General features: G+C 58.5%; 21 protein-coding genes and 1 riboswitch. Of the genes, 11 read left to right on the top strand and 10 right to left on the bottom strand.

Annotation, left to right across the window (positions count from 1 at the left end; all coding sequences use genetic code 11):
* Positions 1-43: 43 nt before the first annotated feature.
* From ada to ERE07_RS06065, 4 genes are all read right to left on the bottom strand, one after another.
* Complete coding sequence (gene ada / locus ERE07_RS06080; RefSeq protein ID WP_130007928.1) at positions 44-1,114, bottom strand: bifunctional DNA-binding transcriptional regulator/O6-methylguanine-DNA methyltransferase Ada; 1,071 nt, start codon at positions 1,112-1,114, stop codon at positions 44-46.
* A gap of 165 nt (positions 1,115-1,279) precedes the next feature.
* Positions 1,280-1,927 (bottom strand): DNA oxidative demethylase AlkB, encoded by a 648-nt coding sequence (gene alkB, locus ERE07_RS06075; RefSeq protein ID WP_130007927.1) that lies wholly within the window; start codon positions 1,925-1,927, stop codon positions 1,280-1,282.
* A gap of 64 nt (positions 1,928-1,991) precedes the next feature.
* Positions 1,992-2,609 carry a nitroreductase family protein gene (locus ERE07_RS06070; protein WP_130007926.1) on the bottom strand — a complete coding sequence of 206 codons (618 nt, stop codon included), beginning with the start codon at positions 2,607-2,609 and terminating at the stop codon, positions 1,992-1,994.
* Between the two features lie 16 nt (positions 2,610-2,625).
* Positions 2,626-3,495 (bottom strand): EamA family transporter, encoded by an 870-nt coding sequence (locus ERE07_RS06065; protein ID WP_130007925.1) that lies wholly within the window; start codon positions 3,493-3,495, stop codon positions 2,626-2,628.
* A 180-nt stretch (positions 3,496-3,675) separates the two neighbouring features.
* On the opposite strand from ERE07_RS06065, the gene ERE07_RS06060 reads away from it, so the two are divergent.
* Positions 3,676-4,221, top strand: coding sequence for a MarR family winged helix-turn-helix transcriptional regulator (locus ERE07_RS06060; RefSeq protein WP_130007924.1), 546 nt, complete (start codon positions 3,676-3,678; stop codon positions 4,219-4,221).
* Here ERE07_RS06060 and ERE07_RS06055 read toward each other — a convergent pair.
* Positions 4,218-6,116 (bottom strand): potassium transporter Kup, encoded by a 1,899-nt coding sequence (locus tag ERE07_RS06055; protein WP_130007923.1) that lies wholly within the window; start codon positions 6,114-6,116, stop codon positions 4,218-4,220. The genes ERE07_RS06060 and ERE07_RS06055 overlap by 4 nt on opposite strands.
* Positions 6,117-6,338: 222 nt before the next feature.
* On the opposite strand from ERE07_RS06055, the gene ERE07_RS06050 reads away from it, so the two are divergent.
* The 3 genes from ERE07_RS06050 to ERE07_RS06040 all read left to right on the top strand — a co-directional run bounded on the left by ERE07_RS06050 (position 6,339) and on the right by ERE07_RS06040 (position 8,808).
* Positions 6,339-7,190: a M90 family metallopeptidase gene (locus ERE07_RS06050; protein WP_130007922.1), complete on the top strand. Its 852-nt coding sequence runs from the start codon at positions 6,339-6,341 to the stop codon at positions 7,188-7,190.
* A gap of 86 nt (positions 7,191-7,276) precedes the next feature.
* Positions 7,277-7,445, top strand: a riboswitch (FMN riboswitch).
* A gap of 98 nt (positions 7,446-7,543) precedes the next feature.
* Positions 7,544-8,056 (top strand): 6,7-dimethyl-8-ribityllumazine synthase, encoded by a 513-nt coding sequence (locus ERE07_RS06045; protein ID WP_130007921.1) that lies wholly within the window; start codon positions 7,544-7,546, stop codon positions 8,054-8,056.
* A 5-nt stretch (positions 8,057-8,061) separates the two neighbouring features.
* Positions 8,062-8,808: a riboflavin synthase subunit alpha gene (locus ERE07_RS06040; protein WP_130007920.1), complete on the top strand. Its 747-nt coding sequence runs from the start codon at positions 8,062-8,064 to the stop codon at positions 8,806-8,808.
* 18 nt (positions 8,809-8,826) lie between these two features.
* Here ERE07_RS06040 and ERE07_RS06035 read toward each other — a convergent pair whose 3' ends face one another.
* Both ERE07_RS06035 and ERE07_RS06030 read right to left on the bottom strand, forming a co-directional pair.
* Positions 8,827-9,303 carry a YbaK/EbsC family protein gene (locus ERE07_RS06035; RefSeq protein ID WP_130007919.1) on the bottom strand — a complete coding sequence of 159 codons (477 nt, stop codon included), beginning with the start codon at positions 9,301-9,303 and terminating at the stop codon, positions 8,827-8,829.
* A gap of 16 nt (positions 9,304-9,319) precedes the next feature.
* Positions 9,320-9,532, bottom strand: coding sequence for a hypothetical protein (locus ERE07_RS06030; protein WP_130007918.1), 213 nt, complete (start codon positions 9,530-9,532; stop codon positions 9,320-9,322).
* 62 nt (positions 9,533-9,594) lie between these two features.
* On the opposite strand from ERE07_RS06030, the gene ERE07_RS06025 reads away from it, so the two are divergent.
* Positions 9,595-11,064: a M20 family metallopeptidase gene (locus tag ERE07_RS06025; protein ID WP_130007917.1), complete on the top strand. Its 1,470-nt coding sequence runs from the start codon at positions 9,595-9,597 to the stop codon at positions 11,062-11,064.
* A gap of 148 nt (positions 11,065-11,212) precedes the next feature.
* On the opposite strand, the gene ERE07_RS06020 is transcribed toward ERE07_RS06025, so the two are convergent.
* Both ERE07_RS06020 and ERE07_RS06015 read right to left on the bottom strand, forming a co-directional pair.
* On the bottom strand, positions 11,213-11,638 hold the full coding sequence (locus ERE07_RS06020; protein WP_130007916.1) for an organic hydroperoxide resistance protein: 426 nt from the start codon (positions 11,636-11,638) through the stop codon (positions 11,213-11,215).
* A 188-nt stretch (positions 11,639-11,826) separates the two neighbouring features.
* On the bottom strand, positions 11,827-12,315 hold the full coding sequence (locus ERE07_RS06015) for a MarR family winged helix-turn-helix transcriptional regulator (protein WP_130007915.1): 489 nt from the start codon (positions 12,313-12,315) through the stop codon (positions 11,827-11,829).
* Positions 12,316-12,537: 222 nt separating this feature from the next.
* Between ERE07_RS06015 and ERE07_RS06010 the strand changes: the two genes are divergently transcribed.
* The gene (locus ERE07_RS06010; protein ID WP_130007914.1) at positions 12,538-13,911 is read left to right on the top strand and encodes an L-serine ammonia-lyase; all 1,374 of its coding nucleotides are present in this window, start codon (positions 12,538-12,540) and stop codon (positions 13,909-13,911) included.
* 94 nt (positions 13,912-14,005) lie between these two features.
* Here the strand turns inward: ERE07_RS06010 and ERE07_RS06005 are convergent, their stop codons facing one another.
* The gene (locus ERE07_RS06005; RefSeq protein ID WP_130007913.1) at positions 14,006-14,875 is read right to left on the bottom strand and encodes a LysR substrate-binding domain-containing protein; all 870 of its coding nucleotides are present in this window, start codon (positions 14,873-14,875) and stop codon (positions 14,006-14,008) included.
* A gap of 141 nt (positions 14,876-15,016) precedes the next feature.
* On the opposite strand from ERE07_RS06005, the gene ERE07_RS06000 reads away from it, so the two are divergent.
* Genes ERE07_RS06000 through ERE07_RS05980 form a run of 5 tightly spaced genes read left to right on the top strand, consistent with a single transcriptional unit; the run spans position 15,017 to position 20,005 of the window.
* Positions 15,017-15,610, top strand: coding sequence for a cysteine dioxygenase family protein (locus tag ERE07_RS06000; RefSeq protein WP_130007912.1), 594 nt, complete (start codon positions 15,017-15,019; stop codon positions 15,608-15,610).
* Positions 15,610-16,773: a cystathionine beta-lyase gene (gene metC, locus ERE07_RS05995; RefSeq protein ID WP_130007911.1), complete on the top strand. Its 1,164-nt coding sequence runs from the start codon at positions 15,610-15,612 to the stop codon at positions 16,771-16,773. Before ERE07_RS06000 ends, metC begins: the two co-directional genes overlap by 1 nt.
* 30 nt (positions 16,774-16,803) lie before the next feature.
* Positions 16,804-18,408, top strand: coding sequence for a rhodanese-like domain-containing protein (locus tag ERE07_RS05990; RefSeq protein ID WP_130007910.1), 1,605 nt, complete (start codon positions 16,804-16,806; stop codon positions 18,406-18,408).
* A 20-nt stretch (positions 18,409-18,428) separates the two neighbouring features.
* Positions 18,429-19,268 (top strand): ABC transporter substrate-binding protein, encoded by an 840-nt coding sequence (locus tag ERE07_RS05985; RefSeq protein ID WP_245153486.1) that lies wholly within the window; start codon positions 18,429-18,431, stop codon positions 19,266-19,268.
* A 41-nt stretch (positions 19,269-19,309) separates the two neighbouring features.
* Positions 19,310-20,005: an amino acid ABC transporter permease gene (locus ERE07_RS05980; RefSeq protein WP_130007908.1), complete on the top strand. Its 696-nt coding sequence runs from the start codon at positions 19,310-19,312 to the stop codon at positions 20,003-20,005.

The following is a 20,005-nucleotide window of genomic DNA, read 5'->3' as shown; positions in this document are numbered from 1 at the left end:
GCATCGGACGCGCAGTGTCGGGGCTGTCCGCGCGCGAAAGACCTTAGCCTTCTTCGCGCTGCTGTGACTCACGCTGCAGCAATTGCTTCTTGCGGTCTATGCCCCAGCGGTAGCCGGTTAAATCCCCGTCGCGGCGTATCACGCGGTGGCAAGGTATGGCCACCGCAATACGGTTGGCGGCGCAGGCGCTGGCCACGGCGCGCACCGCAGCAGGGGATCCGATGCGCTGCGCCAGCTCGCTGTAGGTTACCGTGGTGCCGGCCGGAATCTCGCACAGCGCGCGCCAGACTCTTTCCTGGAAAGCTGTGCCGCGAATGTCCAGCGGCAGGTTCAGCCCCAGGGCAGGCGTTTCGATAAACCCGACAACCTGGGCGACCAGTTGCTCGAAGGCTGCGTCGCCACCGAGCAGTTCAGCCTTGGGAAATTGATCCTGCAGCTTGCGGACCAGCTCGTCGGGGTCGTCGCCCAGCGTGATGGCGCACACGCCGCGCTCGCTTTGCGCCACCAGCAGCGCACCCAGAGAACATTGCGCCACGGCAAACCGTATCTGCGTTTGCTCGCCACCGGAACGGTAACGCCCAGGGGGCATGCCCAGCAGCTTGCTGGAGTGTTCGTAAAAGCGACTGCTGGAATTAAAGCCGGCATCGTAGACCGCCTGAGTGACGCTGGGCGCATCTGCCAGGCTGCCGCGCAGTTTGCGGGCGCGTTGCGCGTCTCCATAGGACTTTGGCGTCAGGCCAGTTTCAGCCTTGAAGAGGCGATGGAAATGAAAAGAGCTCATGCCGGCCTGTCTGGCCAACTCGTCCAGTGACGGCGGCGTGTCCGAGGTTTCTATCAGGCGGCAAGCCAGGGCCACCAGTGCGCCGCGGCGGATTGCGCTGGCGGATCGATCTATGCCCAGCCGGTGGCTGGGACGATAGCCCGCGGCTTGCGCGGCGGCCTCATCGGGAAAGAACTCCACGTTCTCACGCTTGGGCAGGCGTACACAGCAACTGGGGCGGCCATAGATGCCCGTGGTGCGCACGGCGTAGACGAAGGCATTGTCGGCTTCGGGATCGCGTGCCTGCATGGCCTGCCAGCGGGCATCGTCGTCGGCGTAGGATAAAGTGGACATGATGTTTGACTGCAAGTATACGGGGGCGGGGTGTGCCATGGCGGGTCCTCCAATGTCGATACCTGTACTGTAGGACGCCCGGGCGGGACAGGCATCACGTTTCTTGCGCCTGCCTGTCTATGCACTTTTTTCTTTACGATAACCTGATCAGGGGTGAATTTGTCGTTAGATCACCTTGCGAAAGGTAAAGTTGATGCGCTGGCTGCCCAGCAGCGGATGCGGTGCATCCTGTACTGGCATGACGCCGTGATAACGCATGCGGTCCTCACCGCCCCAGACGACAACATCACCATGCTTGAGCGGCACCCGCACGGTTTTGTCACTGCGCTCCAACCCCCCAAACAGAAAGACGGCGGACATGCCCAACGACACAGACACGATGGGCGCGCTCAAGTCACGTTCGTTCTTGTCTTGATGCAAAGTGAGCCGGGCGCCGGGCAGGTATTGATTGACCAGGCAGGCGTCGGGGGCAAAGCCATCGAAACCCGCGGTCGCTGCTGCGTTTGCCGCCAACTCGCGAAAGACGTCAGGCATGGATGGCCACGGGCGCCCGGTGTGCGGGTTGATTTCGGTATAGCAGTACCCCTGCTCGTCGGACGTCCATCCCAGGCGACCGCAATTGCTCAATGCCACAGACATGACATGTCCGCCAGGCGTCACAAGATGATGGAAAGGCGCCTCGGTTTGGATATGGTCTATGGCCGGCAGCAAACGCGCCTCGTACGGCAGCGCGAATCCGTGCAGCAGGAAAGCGTGGCGCCCGAGCGCGGTGCGTTCGCCCGCGTCGCCAAAGGGAAAGAGTTCTAGCGTCATGGAAAAGGTCGCGGTTTGTAAGGGCCAATATACACCGTGTCAACGCGGCCTTACCGGCGCAAGGCTAGACGTACTGCATGACATCCTGAGCGGGACGGCGCGGCTTCTGCGGCCAGTTCCCTGCAGCGGGATAGCCGACCGTGATCAACATGACGGGTACCTCGGCCTCAGACAGACCGAACGCACCAGACAGCGCAAGGGGATCGAACCCGCTCATCGAGCCCGAACCCAGCCCCATGCCTTCCGCCGCCAGTATCAGCGTCATGGCGGCCAATGATGCCGATCGGAATGCTTCATCCCGTTGCAGGACGGGATTGCCGTCGTGCGAACGGGCGGCCGCAGCGACCCAGGCATCAGAGACCGACGGGGCAATGATCCCCGCGTCGACGGCGGGTCGCAACGCAAGCGGCAACTGGCGGTGCGCCTCGAGCAGGCCGCAGACAATAAAGGTAACCGGCGCAGTTTCGACCTTCTGCTGGCCATAGGCGACCGTCTTGAGGCGTTGTTTTGCTTCAGCCGACTGGACAACGATGAATTTCCAGTTCTGCAGGTTGTAGGCAGAGGGGGCCAGGGTGGCGAGCCTGACCAGCTCTTTGATCTGTGCTTCGCTGACCGGTCTGTCGGGATCATAGTAGTTGAGGGAAACGCGAGATTCGATAAGCGTTCTGATCGTGCTCTCCATGATGGGGCTCCTGAATTCAAGTATGTTGAGATGAGATGGTATGCGCGGGCTTCGGTGCGCAAGCCCATTGCACGGTGAATACGCTGGCCAGCACGACTACCAATCCCGCCATCGAAAGGCTGTTCATGGACTGGCCAAGCAAAAGCCAGCCCAAGGCAACGGCGGTGAGCGGACTGATCAGGCCCAGCGAGGAAACCGCGACAGGCGACAAGCGTTTGAGGCCGCGGAACCATAAGGCATAGGACAGCAGTGCGCCAGCCAGAGAAAGATAGGCATAGGCGCTGATCTGCAGACCGCTGAGCTGAGGCAATGGGGGATCTGCCAGCAGTGCGAAAGGGGCAAGCATGAGGCCGCCAAGCAGCAGTTGCCAGCCTGTCAGGGCGAACACCGGCAGGGACGTGCGCCATCGCCGCGTGTAATACGTGCCGGTGGCCATGGAGGCCGCGCCTGCAGCCGCGGCAATCACGCCTGTTGTATCCCATACCATCGAAGGTGAGAACAGGAGCGCTGCCATGCCGGGCACGCCCAGTATGCCCGCCGCCAATGCCAGTTTGGCGGGCCGCTGGCGTTCCACGCTCCAGGCCAGCAGCATCACAACCAGAGGTTGCAGCGCGCCGACGACAGCGGCCAGCCCGCCTGGAAGCCGGTAGGCGGCCATGAACAGCAGCGCCTGGAAGCCGCCGATATTCAGCGCGGACAGCGCCAACAGGCGCAGCCAGTCCTGGCGTTGTGGCGCGACGCGAAGCACGCAAAGCAGAATCAGCCCCGCTGGCAGTACCCGAAAAAGCGCGGCGGTAAAAGGCCGGTCAGGCGGCAACAATTCCGACGTAACGATATAGGTTGATCCCCAGATGGCCGGGGCAAGCGCGGTAAGCAAAGTATCCATGGCGAAACGCTCACAAGCGTATTGAGATGAATCTCAGTTGAAATATTAATTATCTTGATATCAAGATAAAATGAAGTCTACCGCCAATATGTCTTGATATCAAGATATATTTATCTCCGTCATAATGGCGCCAGTCACCAAGCGTGTGCTCGCTGGTCTGTGTCCACAAAGGAGTGGTGAATGAAACAAAAGCCGGAAGCTGGCCGCCAAACAGCGGCTGATGGTCGCCAGGCAGATGCCGTCAGCGCCATACTGGAACAGTGGCGCCGCGAGCGGCCTGACCTGGATGTATTCGCGATGGGCGTGATAGGCCGTATCAAGCGCTTGTCTGTCATGGTGCAGGGCAGGCTGGACACGGTTTTTGCCCAATATGGATTGATACGGGGCGAGTTCGACGTGCTGGCCACACTGAGGCGCTCCGGCGAACCTTTTTGCCTCGCCCCCACAGCGCTGTTTGCCGCATTGATGGTCACCTCGGGCACCATGACGCACAGATTGCAGCGGCTGGAAGCACGCGGGCTTATCGAGCGTTTGCCCAGCGCCGATGATGCGCGCAGCCTGTTGGTGCGTTTGACGGCATCGGGGCGCGAGCTGATAGACAGGGCGGTTGAAACCCATGTGCAGAACGAGCAGCGCATTCTTGCTGTCTGCGATCGAGAAGACCTCGAGTTGCTGGACCAGCAGTTGAGCCGATTGCTGGCCGCGCTGGAAGTGCGACAGGGCTAGATTTCGACCTGCGCGCCCAGTTCGATGACGCGATTGCTGGGCAGGCGAAAGTAATCTGATGCCGAACGCGCATTGCGGGCCAGGGTGGCATACAGCACCTGACGCCAGTGCGCCATGCCTCCTCCCATCGCCGCGATGACGGTCTGGCGCGCAATGAAGAAGGACGTATCCAGCATTTCGAACTCAAGGCCAAGAGGTTTGCACAAAGCCAATGCGCGCGGAATATCACGCTCTTCCTGAAAGCCAAAGTACATGCCCATTTGATAGCAGCCATGGCCCAGGTCGGTCACGGCAACCCGTTGCGATGAATCGATATAGGGCACATCGGCATTGTGGACGGTCAGGAAAATCGTGCGCTCGTGCAATATCTTGTTGTGCGAAAGATTGTGAAGCAGGGCGTGGGGTACGCCGTCGCCTTCGGATCTGAAGAAAATGGCGGTGCCGGGCACACGCGTCATCTGATCGTGGCTGAACAGCGATGCCAGGAATTCATCGAGCGGAATCCTGTGCCGTTCAAGGTTGTCGGCGACCAGCCTGCGACCCGTGCGCCAGGTCAGCATCAGCACCATGATCAATGCGCCTAGCAGCAAGGGGAACCAGCCGCCACTGGCGACCTTGAGCAAATTGGCGCTCAGAAGGGCAATGTCGATCACCATGAAGATGGCGGTTGCGGCGACGCATATCAGCAGAGGCAGGTTCCACTTGTAGCGGATGACGAAAAAGGTCAGGAAGGTGGTGGCCAGCATGGTGGTGGTCACCGCGATACCATAAGCGGACGCAAGATTGCCCGAAGAGCCAAAGCCGATGACCACCAGCACGACCAGCAGCAACTGCAGCCAGTTGATGAACGGAATGTAGATCTGCCCCATCTGCCGATCGGAGGTGTAGCGCACTTTGAGCCTGGGCAGGTAGCCCAGCGCAATGGCTTGCTGCACGATAGAGAAGGTGCCCGAGATGGTGGCCTGCGACGCGATGATGGTGGCCATGGTGGCCAGCGCCACGAGTGGATACACGCTCCAGTTGCCCAGTTGATGGAAGAAGGGGTTGGCAAGGGTGGCGGGATCGCCCAGCAGTACGGCGCCTTGCCCAAGATAATTGATGCTCAGCGCCGGAAACACCACACAGAGCCAGGCCATGCGTATGGGCTTTGCGCCGAAATGCCCCATATCCGCGTACAGGGCTTCTGCGCCGGTCAGGGCAAGTACGATGGCGCCTAGCGCCACAAAGGCCAGCCAGCCCGCATCCACCATGAAGCGCAGGGCGTAAAAGGGGTTTAGCGCGTGCAGAATGACCGGATGATGAAAGATATTGATCAGCCCCATGATGGCGAGGGCGGAGAACCACAGCAGCATGATCGGGCCGAACCATCTGCCAATATAAGCGGTGCCTTTGCGCTGGAAGGCGTACAGCGCGATCAGAATGGTGACGGTAAGCGGAACGACGTATTGCGTGAAGGCAGGCGTGGCAACGCTCAACCCCTCCATGGCGCTGAGCACCGAAATGGATGGCGTGATGATGCCATCGCCAAAAAACAGAGCAGTGCCGATCAGGCCGATGACGGTAAGCGCGTAGCGTATGCGGGATCGGGGTTTGAAAGGCGACAGCGCCAGCGCGAGCAGCGCCATGATGCCCCCTTCGCCACCGTTGTTGGCGCGCGTGACGAGCAGAACATACTTTAGCGTGACAACCAGCATCAAGCCCCAGAATATGAGCGATACGATACCCAGGATGTTGTCGTGATTGAGCGCCAACCCGTGCTCGGGCGCGAAGGCTTCTTTCATTGTGTACAGCGGGCTGGTGCCAATGTCGCCGTACACGACACCGAGGGCAGCGAACGCGAGTACTTTCGGATTTTGCTCAGTTTGATGACTGCTCAAGGACTTCTCCGCAGCCATCAGTGGGCTGCAATGTGGAAGAGAGATTCTATAAATTTTTGCACCGCACAATCAACCTGAATTTGTTATAAATTTCTTACAAATTGCTGAAATTCCGGGCCTGTCACCTGGACATGGCTTCTTGAGGGCAGCACTTGAAAGACGTCTCGTGTGGCTGTGGCTGTTGCGACGCAACAGAACGGCCGTGTTAGCATGCGAGGCAAGTTCCTGCGTGAGGACGCTATGCTGAGATGGTTGGCCGGCCGGGGAGCATCGCAGCGTCATATCGAGCGCGAGCTGGCACGTATCACCGATGATATTTGGCGGGCAACGATAAGCCGCCATGTTTTTCTCGCTGGCTTGTCGCCGCGCGAGCAGGAGGCATTGCGCCACCGTGTTGCCTGGCTGTTGGCCAGCAAGGATTTCAGCGGGGCCGGCGGCCTGGATATTACTAGTGACATCATGTTGTCCGTCGCCGTGCAGGCCGCTTTGCCGATACTGGAGCTCGATCCCGCGCTGTACGAAGGCTGGAGTGAAATCATTCTCTATCCGGGGGGCTTTGTCATTCCGCGCACCGATATGGACGAGAGCGGCGTGGTGCACGAGTACCTGCAGGAGGCCTCTGGCGAAGCCTGGGAGGGCGGCCCTGTGATTCTGTCATGGGAAGACAGCGAAGCATTGCCGGGGCTGCGCGCCAACGTGGTCATTCACGAGTTTGCCCATAAGCTTGATCTGTATGCCGGCGATGCCGACGGCATACCCTATCTGGGGGGTCACCGCGATATCCGGCCCCGCGACTGGGGGCAGATCATGCAGGCCTCATTCGACGAGTTCAACGAAGAGCTGGCCTTGGTCGAGGAATCCATTCCGGCGAATGTCGACCCCGAGTCCGACGCCGCCGCTCCCTGGTACGACAGCTTGCCCTTGGATCCCTATGCCGCGACCGATCACGCCGAATTCTTTGCAGTCAGCTCCGAAGCGTTTTTTGTCGACCCCGCGCCGCTTTCTCACGGTTTGCCGCAATGGTATGAATTGCTTCAGCGTTATTACAGGCAGGATCCTTTGCGGCGGCTAGCGCAAGCCGCCGTGGCATGAGTGAGGCGGCTGCGGTCTACGGGCCCTGCCCGGCTCGGCGTGTGATATATTTTGCTGCACGGGCCCCTCACAGAGCCAGGCCCGTCAAACGTTCTCAGGGCGGGGCGAAATTCCCCACCGGCGGTGATGGCATGCAATATGCCCAGCCCGCGAGCGCTTGCCGCCACGCCTGTACAAAGGGATTGTCGGCAGGGTCAGCAGATCCGGTGTGAATCCGGAGCCGACGGTCATAGTCCGGATAAAGCGAGAGCGGGATGCAATGCTGCGTGGGTTCGTCCGCGTTTGCAGGTTGTCCTGTCTATCAAAATATCAAAAGCCCTGTTTTTTGTGGTTCTCAAAAACAGGAGTCGTTCATGTTGTCCTCTTCTACTTCCTCAAATTCGCCTTCCGCAGCGTTCTCCGCTCGTCAGCGCATTGCGTTTATTCAGTCCGGCTGGCATCACGATATCGTTGATCAATGCAGGCAGGCCTTTATTGCCGAAATCAGTGTATTGGGCCATGCGGAATCCGATATTGATTTTTTTGATGTGGCCGGCGCATTCGAGCTTCCGCTGCATGCCAAGATGCTTGCGCGCAGCGGCAAGTATGCGGCCGTTGTGGCGGCGGGCCTGGTTGTCGACGGTGGCATTTATCGTCATGAGTTCGTGGCCGATGCGGTCATATCGGGACTGATGCAAGTGCAGCTGGAAACCGACGTGCCGGTATTATCCGCGGTGCTGACGCCGCATCATTTTCATGCGGGCGAAGAACATCATCAATTTTTTTACCGGCATTTTCAGGTAAAAGGGGTTGAGGCTGCCCGGGCCTGCGCGTCGACCATTCAAGGCCTGCGCAAGCTGGCCAGCCTGCTTCAGTCCAGCGAGTAATCAGTATGTTTACAGGAATCATTCAGGCGGTGGCAACCATTGCGTCCGTGCATGACCGCGAAGGTCTGCGTACGTTCGCGATTGAGTTTCCAGAAGGTTTTTGCGAGGGCCTGGCCATAGGCGCCAGCGTGTCCGTGGATGGCGTTTGCCTTACCGTGACTGAGCTACAGTCGCCGACACGAGCCAGCTTCGATGTAATGCTGCAAAGCTTGAATCTGACGACACTGGGCAGCTATCCGCCCGGCGCCGCGGTGAATGTGGAGCGTGCGGCAAGAGATGGCGCCGAGATCGGGGGGCATCCCTTGTCGGGCCACGTTGACTTTTCGGCGGCGCTCGAGCATGTGCGCATCCTGGACAACAACAAGGTATTGCGCATCCATATCCCGCGCGCTTTTCGCAAGTACATCTTTGCAAAGGGTTATATCGCGGTCAATGGAGCAAGCCTGACGGTGTCAGAGGTCAATAAGCAGGACGGTTGGTTCGAAGTCTGGCTAATTCCCGAAACGCGTCGCGCAACGGTATTCGAACACAAAATGGCAGGGGATCGCCTCAATATCGAGATCGAGCGCAGTACGCAGGTGATGGTCGATACGGTACGCGACGCAGTGCAGGAATCACTGGGTCGGTTGCAGCCCGCAATCGAAGCCTTGCTGAAGGAAAAAGGCTTGTCGCTGGATGATTTGATGGCGCTGCCGGCCACGACGCAAGCAGAACAGGGCGGGGCGCAGCAGGCGCCTGCTGCAAAGCGGTGAACCTTGGCAGATGGGTGTTCAGGCTTCGGTCTGAGCGAGCTGCGAAACGTCTATCCACTGTGCGCCCACCAGCCCGACCAAACGGTCGGGGGCGATGCGGATGGTGGAATTCATGGATCCTGCAGCGGGCATGACGATATCGTAATCCTTGAGCGAGACATCGCAGTAAACCGGCAGGTCAGTGGCGAGCCCGAAAGGGCACACGCCGCCGACAGGGTGGCCGGTCAGCGCGAGCACGCTGTCTGTGTCGAGCATTTTGACCTTGTTGCCGAATGCGGCTTTGAGCTTCTTGTTATCCAGTCTGGCATCGCCTCGCGTGACCACCAGCACGACCTGCTCACGCGTGCGCAGAGAAAGCGTTTTGGCAATTTGACCGGGCTCCACGCCGTGAACCGCCGCAGCGAGGGCCACGGTCGCAGTGCTTTCGCTGGTTTCGATAATGGTGATGTCGGGTGCGTGCTGTTGCAAAAATTGCTGTACGGATTCGATACTCATGGTGTAACGCTTTATATCAGCCCAGATTGTCCTGGGCCCATGCTTCGCATGCGATGGCCAGATCCATCAGCTGCTTGATGATTTGTTCCTGGGATTTGCCCGCGTCCTGCTCGGCATCCACATACGCCGCAAGGCTCTGGTCGGTAGGAAACCAGTCTTTTTCAGGCTGTAGTTCCAGACCGTTAATGTTCTTGATGTTGCCGTTGGGCAAGATATACCATGTTGTCATTGAACGTTTGTACCACAGGCCGGGGATCCGTTGATGCCGGCTTTTTGCCAAGGAGTTTTTCCATGAACGCCCGTTTGCCCGATGATGCGCTGCCGCCAGAACTCGATCCCCAAGCCATGCAGGCCTTTGTCGATGAAAAATGGGATAGGGAAATCATTCCTGCGCTGGTGGATTACATCGCCGTTCCTGCCAAAAGCCCCGCTTTTGATCCCGACTGGGAAAAGCATCAGTATCTCGAGCGTGTCATACGCGATGCGGCGCAGTGGGTTCAGGCGCAGAAGGTAAGCGGTCTCAAACTCGACATTGTGCGCCTGCCTGGCCGCACGCCCGTCATTTTCTTCGATGCGCCTGCCACACGCCAGGATAACGGCGATACGGTGCTCATGTATGGCCACCTGGATAAACAACCGGAGTTCTCGGGCTGGCGTACCGGCCTGGGGCCCTGGACACCCAAGTACGAAGACGGCAAGCTCTACGGCCGCGGCGGGGCTGATGACGGTTATGCGGTCTATGCCTCGCTCACGGCCATCCTGGCGCTGGACAAGCAGGGCATACCGCGCCCGCGGTGCGTCGGGTTGATCGAAACCTGTGAAGAATCCGGCAGCTATGATCTGCTGCCCTACGTAGACGCGCTGCGCGAGCGCATGGGCAACGTGGCCCTGGTGGTCTGCCTGGATTCTGGCGCAGGCAACTACGATCAGCTCTGGATGACGACCTCTTTGCGCGGCATGATCAGTGGCACGCTGGAGGTACAAGTGCTGGATGAGGGCGTGCACTCCGGTGACTCCAGCGGCGTGGTGCCTTCCAGTTTTCGCATTCTTCGCCATGTGCTGGACCGCCTCGAAGACAGTAAAACGGGCCGTTTGCTGCCCGAAAGCTTTCACTGCGAAATCCCGGCCGATCGTATCGAGCAGGCGCAGGCTACTGCCCGCATTCTGGGCGACGAAGTCTGGAAACGCATGCCCTGGAGTTGCGGGGCGGATGGCGGCTTTGTACTGCCCATGACCACAAACCCGGAACAGGCGCTGATCAACCGCACCTGGCGGCCAACGCTATCGGTTACCGGCGCAGAGGGTTTGCCGCCCTTGGGCAGTGCGGGCAACGTCTTGCGCCCCCGCACGGCCTTCAAGCTGTCGTTGCGCTTGCCTCCGCTCATTGATGCGGGTGCGGCATCGGAGGAGCTCAAGCAGCTCCTGGAAGAGGATGCCCCATATAACGCCAGGGTGGTGTTCAAGCCCGATGCCGGCGTCGCCACGGGCTGGAACGCGCCCGCCTCTTCGGCATGGCTGGAGCAGGCGCTGGATGTGGCCTCCCGGCAGCATTATGGGGCGCCGTGTGGCTATATTGGCCAAGGCGGCACGATTCCTTTGATGACTTTGCTGCAAGAAGGGTTTCCCCGGTCTCAGTTCATGGTGTGCGGTGTGTTGGGGCCCAAGTCCAATGCGCATGGTCCCAACGAATTCCTCCATGTGCCTTACGGAAAAAAACTCACGGCGGCGGTGGCCCAGACGATTGCGGCAATGCCGATTTGAATCGAAGATAAAGCCAAGTCGGCAAGCGGCTGCATGATGTGGGAAACCATGGCATGGGCTCACTTGAGGCAGCGGTTGAAACAACAACGCCAGCCAGGCGGCCTGAAGGGCACGCTTGGCTGGCGCGGTTATTCACGGCATTCCCGGCTTAGACCAGCGTCAGCGTAACGTCGATATTGCCGCGTGTGGCGTTGGAATAGGGGCACACTATGTGAGCCTTGTCGACCAGGGCTTGCGCCTGGTCGCGGTCCACGCCGGGTACGGAGATCTTCAGCTCCACTTCTATACCGAAACCAGTCGGAATCGGGCCTATGCCTACAGTGCCCTGGATGTTGGTGTCGGCCGGCAGTGCGACTTTTTCGCGTGCAGCGACGAACTTGAGTGCGCCCAGGAAGCACGCAGAATATCCCGCCGCAAACAATTGTTCAGGATTGGTACCGTCGCCGCCGGCGCCGCCCAGCTCTTTAGGGGTTGCCAGCTTGATGTCCAGTACGCCGTCGGATGACACCGCCCGGCCGTCGCGGCCCCCTGTGGCAGTGGCTTGTGCGCGGTAAGCAACTTTTTCGATAGACATGGAAAATCTCCTGTTGGGTTGGTAGAAATTGCGTCGGCGGCTTTTGCGTCGAGCTCCGGGCCACCGAGAACCGGTATATAAGATACTATTTAATCGTGTGCTATATAAGTTATTTGACTGTGCATGCTGTGCATGGAGGTATATACGCTGATTTTTCCTGGTGAGGCGCTAAGGCTAAAGAAAGTGATTCATGCCGCGTCCTCGAGTGTGTGTTCCGCGAGGTTGGCTCTCAGGGCTTCCAGCGCTGTCTTGAGAGCGGATATCTGGCCAGGCGTGCAGTGTGCAGTGCACAAAACCGTTTCGGGCACGGATCTTGCCTTGGCTTTTAATGCTTTGCCTTCTCGTGTAAGCGATACCACGACCTGACGCTCGTCTGCCTCTGAACGGGTGCGGTCTAGCAGGCCAGCGGATTCCAGCCGTTTGAGCATGGGGGTAAGCGTGGCAGAATCCAGGAACAGACGCTGACCGATATCCGACACGGTGAGGCGGTCTTGCTCCCATAGCACCAGCATCACGAGGTACTGGGGATAGGTAAGCCCCAGCGCGCCTAAAAGCTTGCGGTATACCTTGTTCATTGCCAGTGTGGTGGAATACAGCGCGAAGCATAGCTGCTGGTCCAGCAACAGGCTGGGGGCGCCTGGCGGTGATCGATCTGAAGGGCTGCTTGCGTGTTTCATAAGTGCAATATTAAATAGTGTACGATTTAAATTCAAGTCCTTTCAGTGAAATTTTTTTGGATGCCGGGATTTTCCTGCCGGTTTGAACTGGATCGCCAGCGTTCGTGTTGCGTTGATTAGAACCAAGTCGTTGTTTCAGTGGTAGATGACAACAATGTTTTCAGTCGTAATCCTGCTGTATGCTGAGCAGGTTTACTCCTTATTCATCCGAGGATACCGTTCATGCAAATCAGTACGCTGGACCTGTTCAAGATAGGTATTGGCCCATCGAGCTCCCACACGGTTGGTCCGATGCGGGCTGCGTTCAAGTTTGCATCCAGCCTGGATGCGTCCGGCCTTCTGGATGCAACCGAGGCGATCACGGTGGGGCTATATGGCTCGCTTGGCGCGACAGGGCTGGGGCACAGCACGGATAAAGGTGTCGTGCTGGGTTTGATGGGGCAGGCGCCCGACACGATAGATCCTGACACGATCGATGGCATGATGGCCGCGCTGTTGCGGGACAAAAGGCTGGCGTTGATGGGAAAGCGGGAGATTGCCTTCGTGCTGGACAGGGATGTAGTTTTCCTGCCCGAAAAAACGATGCCAGGGCATCCCAATGGCCTGCAGTTCGAAGCACGCGACAACAGCGGCGCCGTGTTGCGCCAGGCGGGTTATCTGTCCGTCGGCGGAGGGTTTGTCATCAATGCGGATGAGGCCGGCGCCGAAGAGGTGTCCTGCGCTCCCGCCGCGGTCTACCCATTCAATAGCGCGGATGAACTGTTGGCGCTGTGCGCCCGGCATCAACTGTCGATTGCGCAGTTGATGATGGCCAACGAGAACGGCCTGCGCCCCGAGTCACAGACGCGGGCCGCGTTGATGCGCATCTGGGAAGTAATGCGCGCCTGTGTGCAACGGGGCATGAAACACGAGGGAGTGCTGCCTGGCCCCCTGGGCGTTCGGCGACGCGCACCCGCGCTTTTCACGGAGCTGCAGCGTCGTGCGAATACCGCTGCCGACACGTTGTCGGGGATGGATTGGCTGACGCTCTACGCGATGGCCGTTAACGAAGAAAACGCGGCGGGCGGCCGGGTGGTGACAGCCCCTACGAATGGCGCCGCGGGAATATTGCCTGCGGTGCTGCATTATCACCAGCATTGCAATCCCGATCTGGACGCGCAATCCGTCATTGATTTTTTTCTGACTGCGGGCGCTATCGGTTCCCTCTACAAGATGAATGCGTCCATTTCAGGCGCGGCGGTGGGCTGTCAGGGAGAAGTAGGGGTGGCATGTTCCATGGCGGCTGGCGCGCTGTGCGCCATTATGGGTGGCACCGCCGCGCAGGTGGAGAACGCGGCTGAGATCGGCATGGAGCACAATCTTGGCCTGACTTGCGATCCTGTTGGCGGGCTGGTGCAGATTCCCTGTATTGAGCGCAATGCGATGGGGGCGGTCAAGGCGGTGAATGCGGCAAGATTGGCGCTGCGTGGCGATGGCGCGCATCACGTGTCCCTGGACGCCGTCATCCGGACCATGCGCCAGACGGGGGCGGATATGGATACCAAATACAAGGAAACGTCCCGGGGTGGCTTGGCAGTGAACATCATCGAGTGCTGAAGGCTGGTCGTGCCGCAGGGCAGGGCGCGAGAGGGCAGCGGGTTGAGGCGGGCATCAGTACATGGCCGGCTAACATTGGCTTGAAGGTTCGCGCTTAGGCGGCCTCAGGCTCCATCTGCTCGAAATGTTGCTTGAGCATTTGATAGATGTGCAGCGTCAGCGGGCTGATCGTGTCTTTGCGCGTCCATAGCATATAGGTCATTGGCGGCAGGGGCGGCAGGCCATCGGCTTCGCCCAGAACACGCATGTCCGCGCCGAGAAACTCCACACTTCGCGCCGTGACGCCCAGCCCTGCGCGCACGGCCGCCTTGATGCCCACCAATGTCGGCGCCAGATAATTGATATGCCAGGTGAGCCGTGTCTGCTCTAGCGCTTGCAGCGCTATCTGGCGAAAAATGCTGCGCTCGTCCGCCAGGATCAGCGGTAGCGGCGCGCGCTTGTTGTAAACATAGTCGGCAGCGCATATCCAGGCTGTCGGCGATGTACGCAGGGCAAAGCCATTGAGTCCGGAATCCCTGCGCGTGGAGATGGTGAGATCAATATCGCCGGATTCCAGGGCATCCATCAGAAAGGGGCTGCGATCCACGCGAATTTCCAGTCGCACCTTGGGGGCATAGCGGGCGATGTGAGTCAATACCGGGGGAAGAATGGTGTCTGCCACATCAAGTGGTGCGCCAAAGCGTATCTGGCCTTCCATCTGCTTTTGTCCCACCGTGCGCAGCGCCTCGTCGTTGATCGCCAGCAGCCTGCGCCCATAGTCGGCTAGCTGCTGACCTTGGGGTGTCAGCACGCGGCGCCTGCCTTTCTTCTGAAACAAGGGGCAACCCAACTGGATCTCCAGGCGCTGCATTTGCTGCGTAATGGCTGACTGCGTCCTGTATAAAGCGTCTGCGGCACCCGAAAATGTATTAGTTTGTTCAATGGTTACAAGGGTGCGGAGAAGATCAAGATCAAGGTTTTTCATAGGGAAATCCCTTATAAAAAGGGCTTTGTTAATCGGCTCTACATAGACAATAGATTAGCATTACTTATGTGTTGCTTAGCACAATTAATTTGTGCCGACCAGCATGACAACCTATATTTCCGTCAGCCACAGGAGATTTACATGAATCAAGTGAATGAAAAGCAGGCAGCCGTTTCCGGCTTTATCGATATCGCCAAGCAACAGACATCTGGCGACGTAACGCGCGAAAATCTGGACGTTGTGCTGAAAGCACTGATTGATATCGCTTCGCAAAAGAACTGGTGGTCCAGTGACGACTATCCGGCCCCAGAAGGCGATGAACTTCAGGCCCGTTATCTCATCCACGAAGAGCCGGACAGCACGTTTGCGCTCTATTTGAATGTAATGCGTCCAGGCAAAAAGATCGTGCCGCACAATCACACAACCTGGGCCTGTATCGCTGCCGTGGAGGGTACAGAAAGCAACTATCTGTATGAGCGCACCGATGACGGCAGCAAACCTGGGCATGCCACACTGGTGCAAACCGGTGAGAAAGAGGTTGGTCCCGGCGAAGGCATTGCGCTGCTGGCGGACGATATCCATGCCGTCCGAATCGAAGACGAAGGCGGCATCCGCCATCTGCACATGTATGGCCTGGCACTGGAAAAGCTTCACGAGCGCATGGCCTACGATCTGGAAAACAATACTTGCAAGGTCATGTCTGTGGGCGTACAGACGCGCCGGAGCGGAAACTGATGAATGCGCCATCCAGGGCGACGATGCTGGCCAGGCTTGGCCGCCCTGCATCAGGTTGGGCCAACACACCCATCGTCAAGGGGAGTACCTATCTGTTCGAGAATGTGGCGCAGTGGCGCAGTACGCGCGCGCGCCGCGAACAGGAAAGAGTATTGTCCTATGGCGCACGCGGCAACGAAACGGTTTATGCCCTTGAAGACGCCATCACTGAACTGGAAGCAGGGTACCGTACCAAGCTGTTCCCCACAGGGCTGGCTGCCATTGCCGCCACGCTGCTTGCTTGCCTCAAGTGCGGTGACCATGTCTTGATTTCGGAAGGCGTGTACGAGCCGGTCAAGCGTTTGTGTGCGACACAGCTTGTCAACTATGGCATTACCTACAGCTTTTTTGCTGCTGACGATGCCGACTGGCAGCGTCATCTGCGCCCCGAGACGCGCATGGTCTACGCGGAGTCTCCGAGCTCCCTGCTGTACGACATGCTGGATCTTCCCGCCATGTCGCAGGTGTGTCGTGCCAGGGGAATACTGCTGTGCGCGGACAATACCTGGGGCTCGTGCCTGAACTATCAGCCACTGGCGCTTGGGTGCGATATCTCGATACTTGCTGCCACCAAGTATCTTGGCGGACATTCGGACGTAATGATGGGGTCTGTCACCACCAACGAGGCCAACTTTCCGGCACTGGAGAACGCCAGTATCAATCTTGGCCAGACCGTTTCCGCCGAGGACGCATTCCTGGTGCTGCGCGGGCTGCGTACTTTGCAGTTGCGTTTGGAGCGCCACGCAGAAAGTGCTCTGGCGATTGCGGCGTGGCTGAACGAGCAGGAAGCTGTCCGTACGGTATGGCACCCTGCCTTGCCGGGCGATCAAGGCTATGCCTTGTGGCAGCGCGACGCGCATGGCAGCAACGGTTTATTGACCATCGAATTTGACCCTGCGCTCAGTGCCGAGTGTATCGAGCAGGGCATAGACCGGATGCAGCTGTTTGGCATTGGCTCCTCCTGGGGTGGCTTTGAAAGCCTGGTGCTGCCCGTTGACCCGGCGCGTACGCGTCTGGCGGCGCAGCCCACTGCGCCAGGCTATCTGCTGCGTCTTCATATTGGCCTCGAGGGGCAGGAAGACCTCAAGCAAGATTTGGGCCGATTGCTCGGCGCCCTGAGTTGAACGATCAATTTAAATCATTAAGACTGCAACATGACTTCTTTTACCCTGCGGTATGTGGACGCGCATCAACTGAAAACCTGGATTCACGATAGTGATGAACTGGCATTGCTCGATGTTCGGGAGCATGGCCAATATGGCGAGAGCCATCTTTTCTTTGCGGTGCCCTTGCCCTACAGCGCGCTGGAACTGAACATTCTGCGCATGGTGCCGCGCAAGGTTACGCGTGTGGTTCTCTATGGCGACAAACAGACAGCCGCGGCCACGCAGGCCGCCGCATCCGTGCTCCATGATATGGGCTACGAAAACGTATTTGTGCTGAAGGGCGGCATAGAGGCATGGACCGCAGCCGGTTACGTCACTTTCGCGGGCGTGAATCTGCCGAGCAAGACCTTTGGCGAGATTGCCGAGCATGTGTACAACACGCCCAGCGTATCGGCTGACAAACTGTATGCGATGCTGAACGACAAAAGCAGCAAGGTCGTGGTGCTGGATGGCCGGCCCATACCTGAATACAAGAAAATGAATATTCCCGGCTCGTACTGCTGCCCCAATGGCGAGCTCGCCCTGCGTGTGCAGGAGCTCGTGCCCGATCCCGACACGACGATTGTCGTGAACTGTGCGGGTCGCACACGCAGCATCATTGGCGCGCAGACACTGATTCATCTGGACGTGCCGAACAAGGTTTACGCTTTGGAGAACGGCACACAGGGATGGTATCTGCACGACTATCCGCTGGAACACGGCTCCGATCGCCTGTATCCCGAGCAGATCAGCGAGTCCTCGAAAGCCGCTCTGCGTGAGCGTTCCGCGCGCCTGATCGAGAAATTCAAAATCGAATTGGTCGGAGCAGAACAAGTGCGAGAATGGATAGCGCAGGATGAGCGAACGGTTTTTCTGTGCGATGTGCGTACTGACGAAGAGTATCAGCAGAATGATTTGCCGAGCCGGGTTCAGCATACGCCTGGCGGTCAGTTGGTTCAGGCGACGGACCAGTACCTGGGCGTACGCAAGTCCAAGGTGGTGCTGTGTGATGTGGACGGCATTCGAGCCCCTGTCGTTGCCAGCTGGCTCAAACAACTGGGCTGGGACGTTTGCCTGCTGACCGAAACCGAAAAACTTGGTGACTTGCCCGAGCTGCCGGTGCACACCCCACGGTTGGCACATACCAATGTGCTGCCCAGTGAAGCGCTGGCCAGTTTTGTGAAGGACCATCCTCATGCCGTCGTGCTGGATGCAAGACCGAGTACAGCGTACCGCAAGCTCTGTCTGGAACAGTCAGCCTGGACGATACGCCCTATATTGCCTGCACAAATGGAAGGCCAGACCGATAAGCCTGTTCTGTTGCTGGGTTGCAGCCTGGGCAACCTGACGTTGTTGGCGCAGGACCTGGAACAGATGGGCTGCGAAGCCGTATATGCATGCGTTGTCGACATGGATTCCCTCAGGGCCAGTGGCTTGCCGCTGGTGGCAGACGAGGACATTCTGCCCGACGAAGCATGTATTGATTATCTGTTTTTTGTGCATGACCGCCATGATGGCAACAAAGAGGCAGCACGCAAATATCTGGAATGGGAAACCAACCTTGTTTCCCAGATAGACGAGCAGGAACGCAACACGTTTTCAATTGGATTTTGAACAAAACAGGAGACATAACTGTGGCACGTCAACTTAAAACAACAGTCATTCTTGGTACCCTGGCGCTCGCGGTCAGCTGGGCGGGTACGGCGTCGGCCAACAGGCTGGACGACATCAAGCAGCGCGGAACCCTCATCTGCGGAACCCAGAATGCCAGCTCGCCTTATGGCTTTCAGGACCCCAAGACACGTGAGTATGTCGGCTACGACGTTGACATGTGCCATGCCATTGCCAAGCAGCTTGGCGTAGCGGTGCAGCACAAGCCGCTATCCACAGAGGCGCGCATTCCAGAGGTCAAGATGGGACGCGTAGACATCGTGGCCGGGTCTGTCGCCTGGCTTCCCAAGCGCGCCGAAGAAGTCGACTTCAGCCTGCAGTATCTGCAAGGCCACATCAAGGTGCTGGTCAAGAAGGATTCGGGCATCAAGACGCTGGCGGATCTTGCCGGCAAGAAGGTGTGCGCGTCTTCGGGCTCAAGTTCGGCAGCGATCGCTCAGAAGGTGCTGACGGGCGCCGACGTTCTGACATTCCAGAATATCTCGCAATGCTATCTCGGACTGCAGAACGACAAAGTTGTCGGCATGACCGCCGGAGAGCTTGTCCTGCGCAGGTTTGCCAACGACTCCCAGAAAACCGATGCGCCTGCGGAGTTGGTTGAAGAGCCAACCTATACCGAGCACATCGGTATCATCATGAACAAGGGCGAGCCTGAGCTCAAGAAAGCCGTCGATGACGCCATCGTCGCGCTGGATCAGTCCGGTGAGTTGACGAAAATCTTCGACAAGTGGATGGGGCCAGAGTCTATCTATAAGTTGACCCGCAACTTCAAGGTGGAGCCGGTCGACGCGTCTTCCAATTAAATCCTGAACAGGAAGGGGCGCGCTGTCGCCCCGAGCGACCCATGGATATCTCTCTTTCTATGCTCTCCGACCCGGAGGTCATGGGCATGCTGGCAAAGGGCGTGGCGGTCACGCTGCGTCTGTTTGTCGGGGCCTTTGTCTGTGGGTTTGTCATTGCATTGCTGCTGTCGGCCCTCAATTTGATTCCCTCGCGCCTTGTGCGCGCGGTGATCGCACTTTACGTCGAATACCATCGCAATGTGCCGACCGTGGTACAGATCATGGTGTGGTATTTCGGGATGCCCGAAATCCTGCCCAAGGCGCTGCGCTTATGGATCAATCAGGGCAACACGGAGTTCTCGTTTGCGCTCATTGCGCTGTCACTGAACGTCAGCGCTTATTACTACGAAGATATACGTTCCGGCATCAAGGCGATTGCCGGCACACAGGTTGAGGCGGCCCGTTCTGTGGGATTGGGCGCCATGCAGGCCCTGCGATATGTGGTGCTTCCGCAGGCGGTGCGCTTTGCTGTGCCGCCCATCATTAACCGCTCACTTATCCTGTTCAAGGATACCAGCCTGGCGATGGTGATCGGCGTTACTGAATTGACATATCAGGTAAAGAAGATCGAGAACGCTACGTTCCAGACCTTTCAGATATTTGTGATCTCCACCTTTATCTATCTGGTGATTTCCCTGACCATCGCGGCGTTGGGCGCCCAGGTGGCGCGCAAGTACCCTGCCAGTTTCAAGAGCTGA

Source organism: Allopusillimonas ginsengisoli, assembly GCF_004153455.1.
GTDB classification, from domain to species: domain Bacteria; phylum Pseudomonadota; class Gammaproteobacteria; order Burkholderiales; family Burkholderiaceae_B; genus Allopusillimonas; species Allopusillimonas ginsengisoli.
This window is presented reverse-complemented; position numbering and strand designations above follow the sequence as displayed.

Excerpts from the sequence above, each read along its gene's own strand:
- ada (WP_130007928.1), bottom strand. The coding sequence starts at position 1,114 with ATGTCCACTTTATCCTACGCCGACGACGATGCCCGCTGGCAGGCCATG.
- alkB (WP_130007927.1), bottom strand. The coding sequence starts at position 1,927 with ATGACGCTAGAACTCTTTCCCTTTGGCGACGCGGGCGAACGCACCGCG.
- ERE07_RS06070 (WP_130007926.1), bottom strand. The coding sequence starts at position 2,609 with ATGGAGAGCACGATCAGAACGCTTATCGAATCTCGCGTTTCCCTCAAC.
- ERE07_RS06065 (WP_130007925.1), bottom strand. The coding sequence starts at position 3,495 with ATGGATACTTTGCTTACCGCGCTTGCCCCGGCCATCTGGGGATCAACC.
- ERE07_RS06060 (WP_130007924.1), top strand. The coding sequence starts at position 3,676 with ATGAAACAAAAGCCGGAAGCTGGCCGCCAAACAGCGGCTGATGGTCGC.
- ERE07_RS06055 (WP_130007923.1), bottom strand. The coding sequence starts at position 6,116 with ATGGCTGCGGAGAAGTCCTTGAGCAGTCATCAAACTGAGCAAAATCCG.
- ERE07_RS06050 (WP_130007922.1), top strand. The coding sequence starts at position 6,339 with ATGCTGAGATGGTTGGCCGGCCGGGGAGCATCGCAGCGTCATATCGAG.
- ERE07_RS06045 (WP_130007921.1), top strand. The coding sequence starts at position 7,544 with ATGTTGTCCTCTTCTACTTCCTCAAATTCGCCTTCCGCAGCGTTCTCC.
- ERE07_RS06040 (WP_130007920.1), top strand. The coding sequence starts at position 8,062 with ATGTTTACAGGAATCATTCAGGCGGTGGCAACCATTGCGTCCGTGCAT.
- ERE07_RS06035 (WP_130007919.1), bottom strand. The coding sequence starts at position 9,303 with ATGAGTATCGAATCCGTACAGCAATTTTTGCAACAGCACGCACCCGAC.
- ERE07_RS06030 (WP_130007918.1), bottom strand. The coding sequence starts at position 9,532 with ATGACAACATGGTATATCTTGCCCAACGGCAACATCAAGAACATTAAC.
- ERE07_RS06025 (WP_130007917.1), top strand. The coding sequence starts at position 9,595 with ATGAACGCCCGTTTGCCCGATGATGCGCTGCCGCCAGAACTCGATCCC.
- ERE07_RS06020 (WP_130007916.1), bottom strand. The coding sequence starts at position 11,638 with ATGTCTATCGAAAAAGTTGCTTACCGCGCACAAGCCACTGCCACAGGG.
- ERE07_RS06015 (WP_130007915.1), bottom strand. The coding sequence starts at position 12,315 with ATGAAACACGCAAGCAGCCCTTCAGATCGATCACCGCCAGGCGCCCCC.
- ERE07_RS06010 (WP_130007914.1), top strand. The coding sequence starts at position 12,538 with ATGCAAATCAGTACGCTGGACCTGTTCAAGATAGGTATTGGCCCATCG.
- ERE07_RS06005 (WP_130007913.1), bottom strand. The coding sequence starts at position 14,875 with ATGAAAAACCTTGATCTTGATCTTCTCCGCACCCTTGTAACCATTGAA.
- ERE07_RS06000 (WP_130007912.1), top strand. The coding sequence starts at position 15,017 with ATGAATCAAGTGAATGAAAAGCAGGCAGCCGTTTCCGGCTTTATCGAT.
- metC (WP_130007911.1), top strand. The coding sequence starts at position 15,610 with ATGAATGCGCCATCCAGGGCGACGATGCTGGCCAGGCTTGGCCGCCCT.
- ERE07_RS05990 (WP_130007910.1), top strand. The coding sequence starts at position 16,804 with ATGACTTCTTTTACCCTGCGGTATGTGGACGCGCATCAACTGAAAACC.
- ERE07_RS05980 (WP_130007908.1), top strand. The coding sequence starts at position 19,310 with ATGGATATCTCTCTTTCTATGCTCTCCGACCCGGAGGTCATGGGCATG.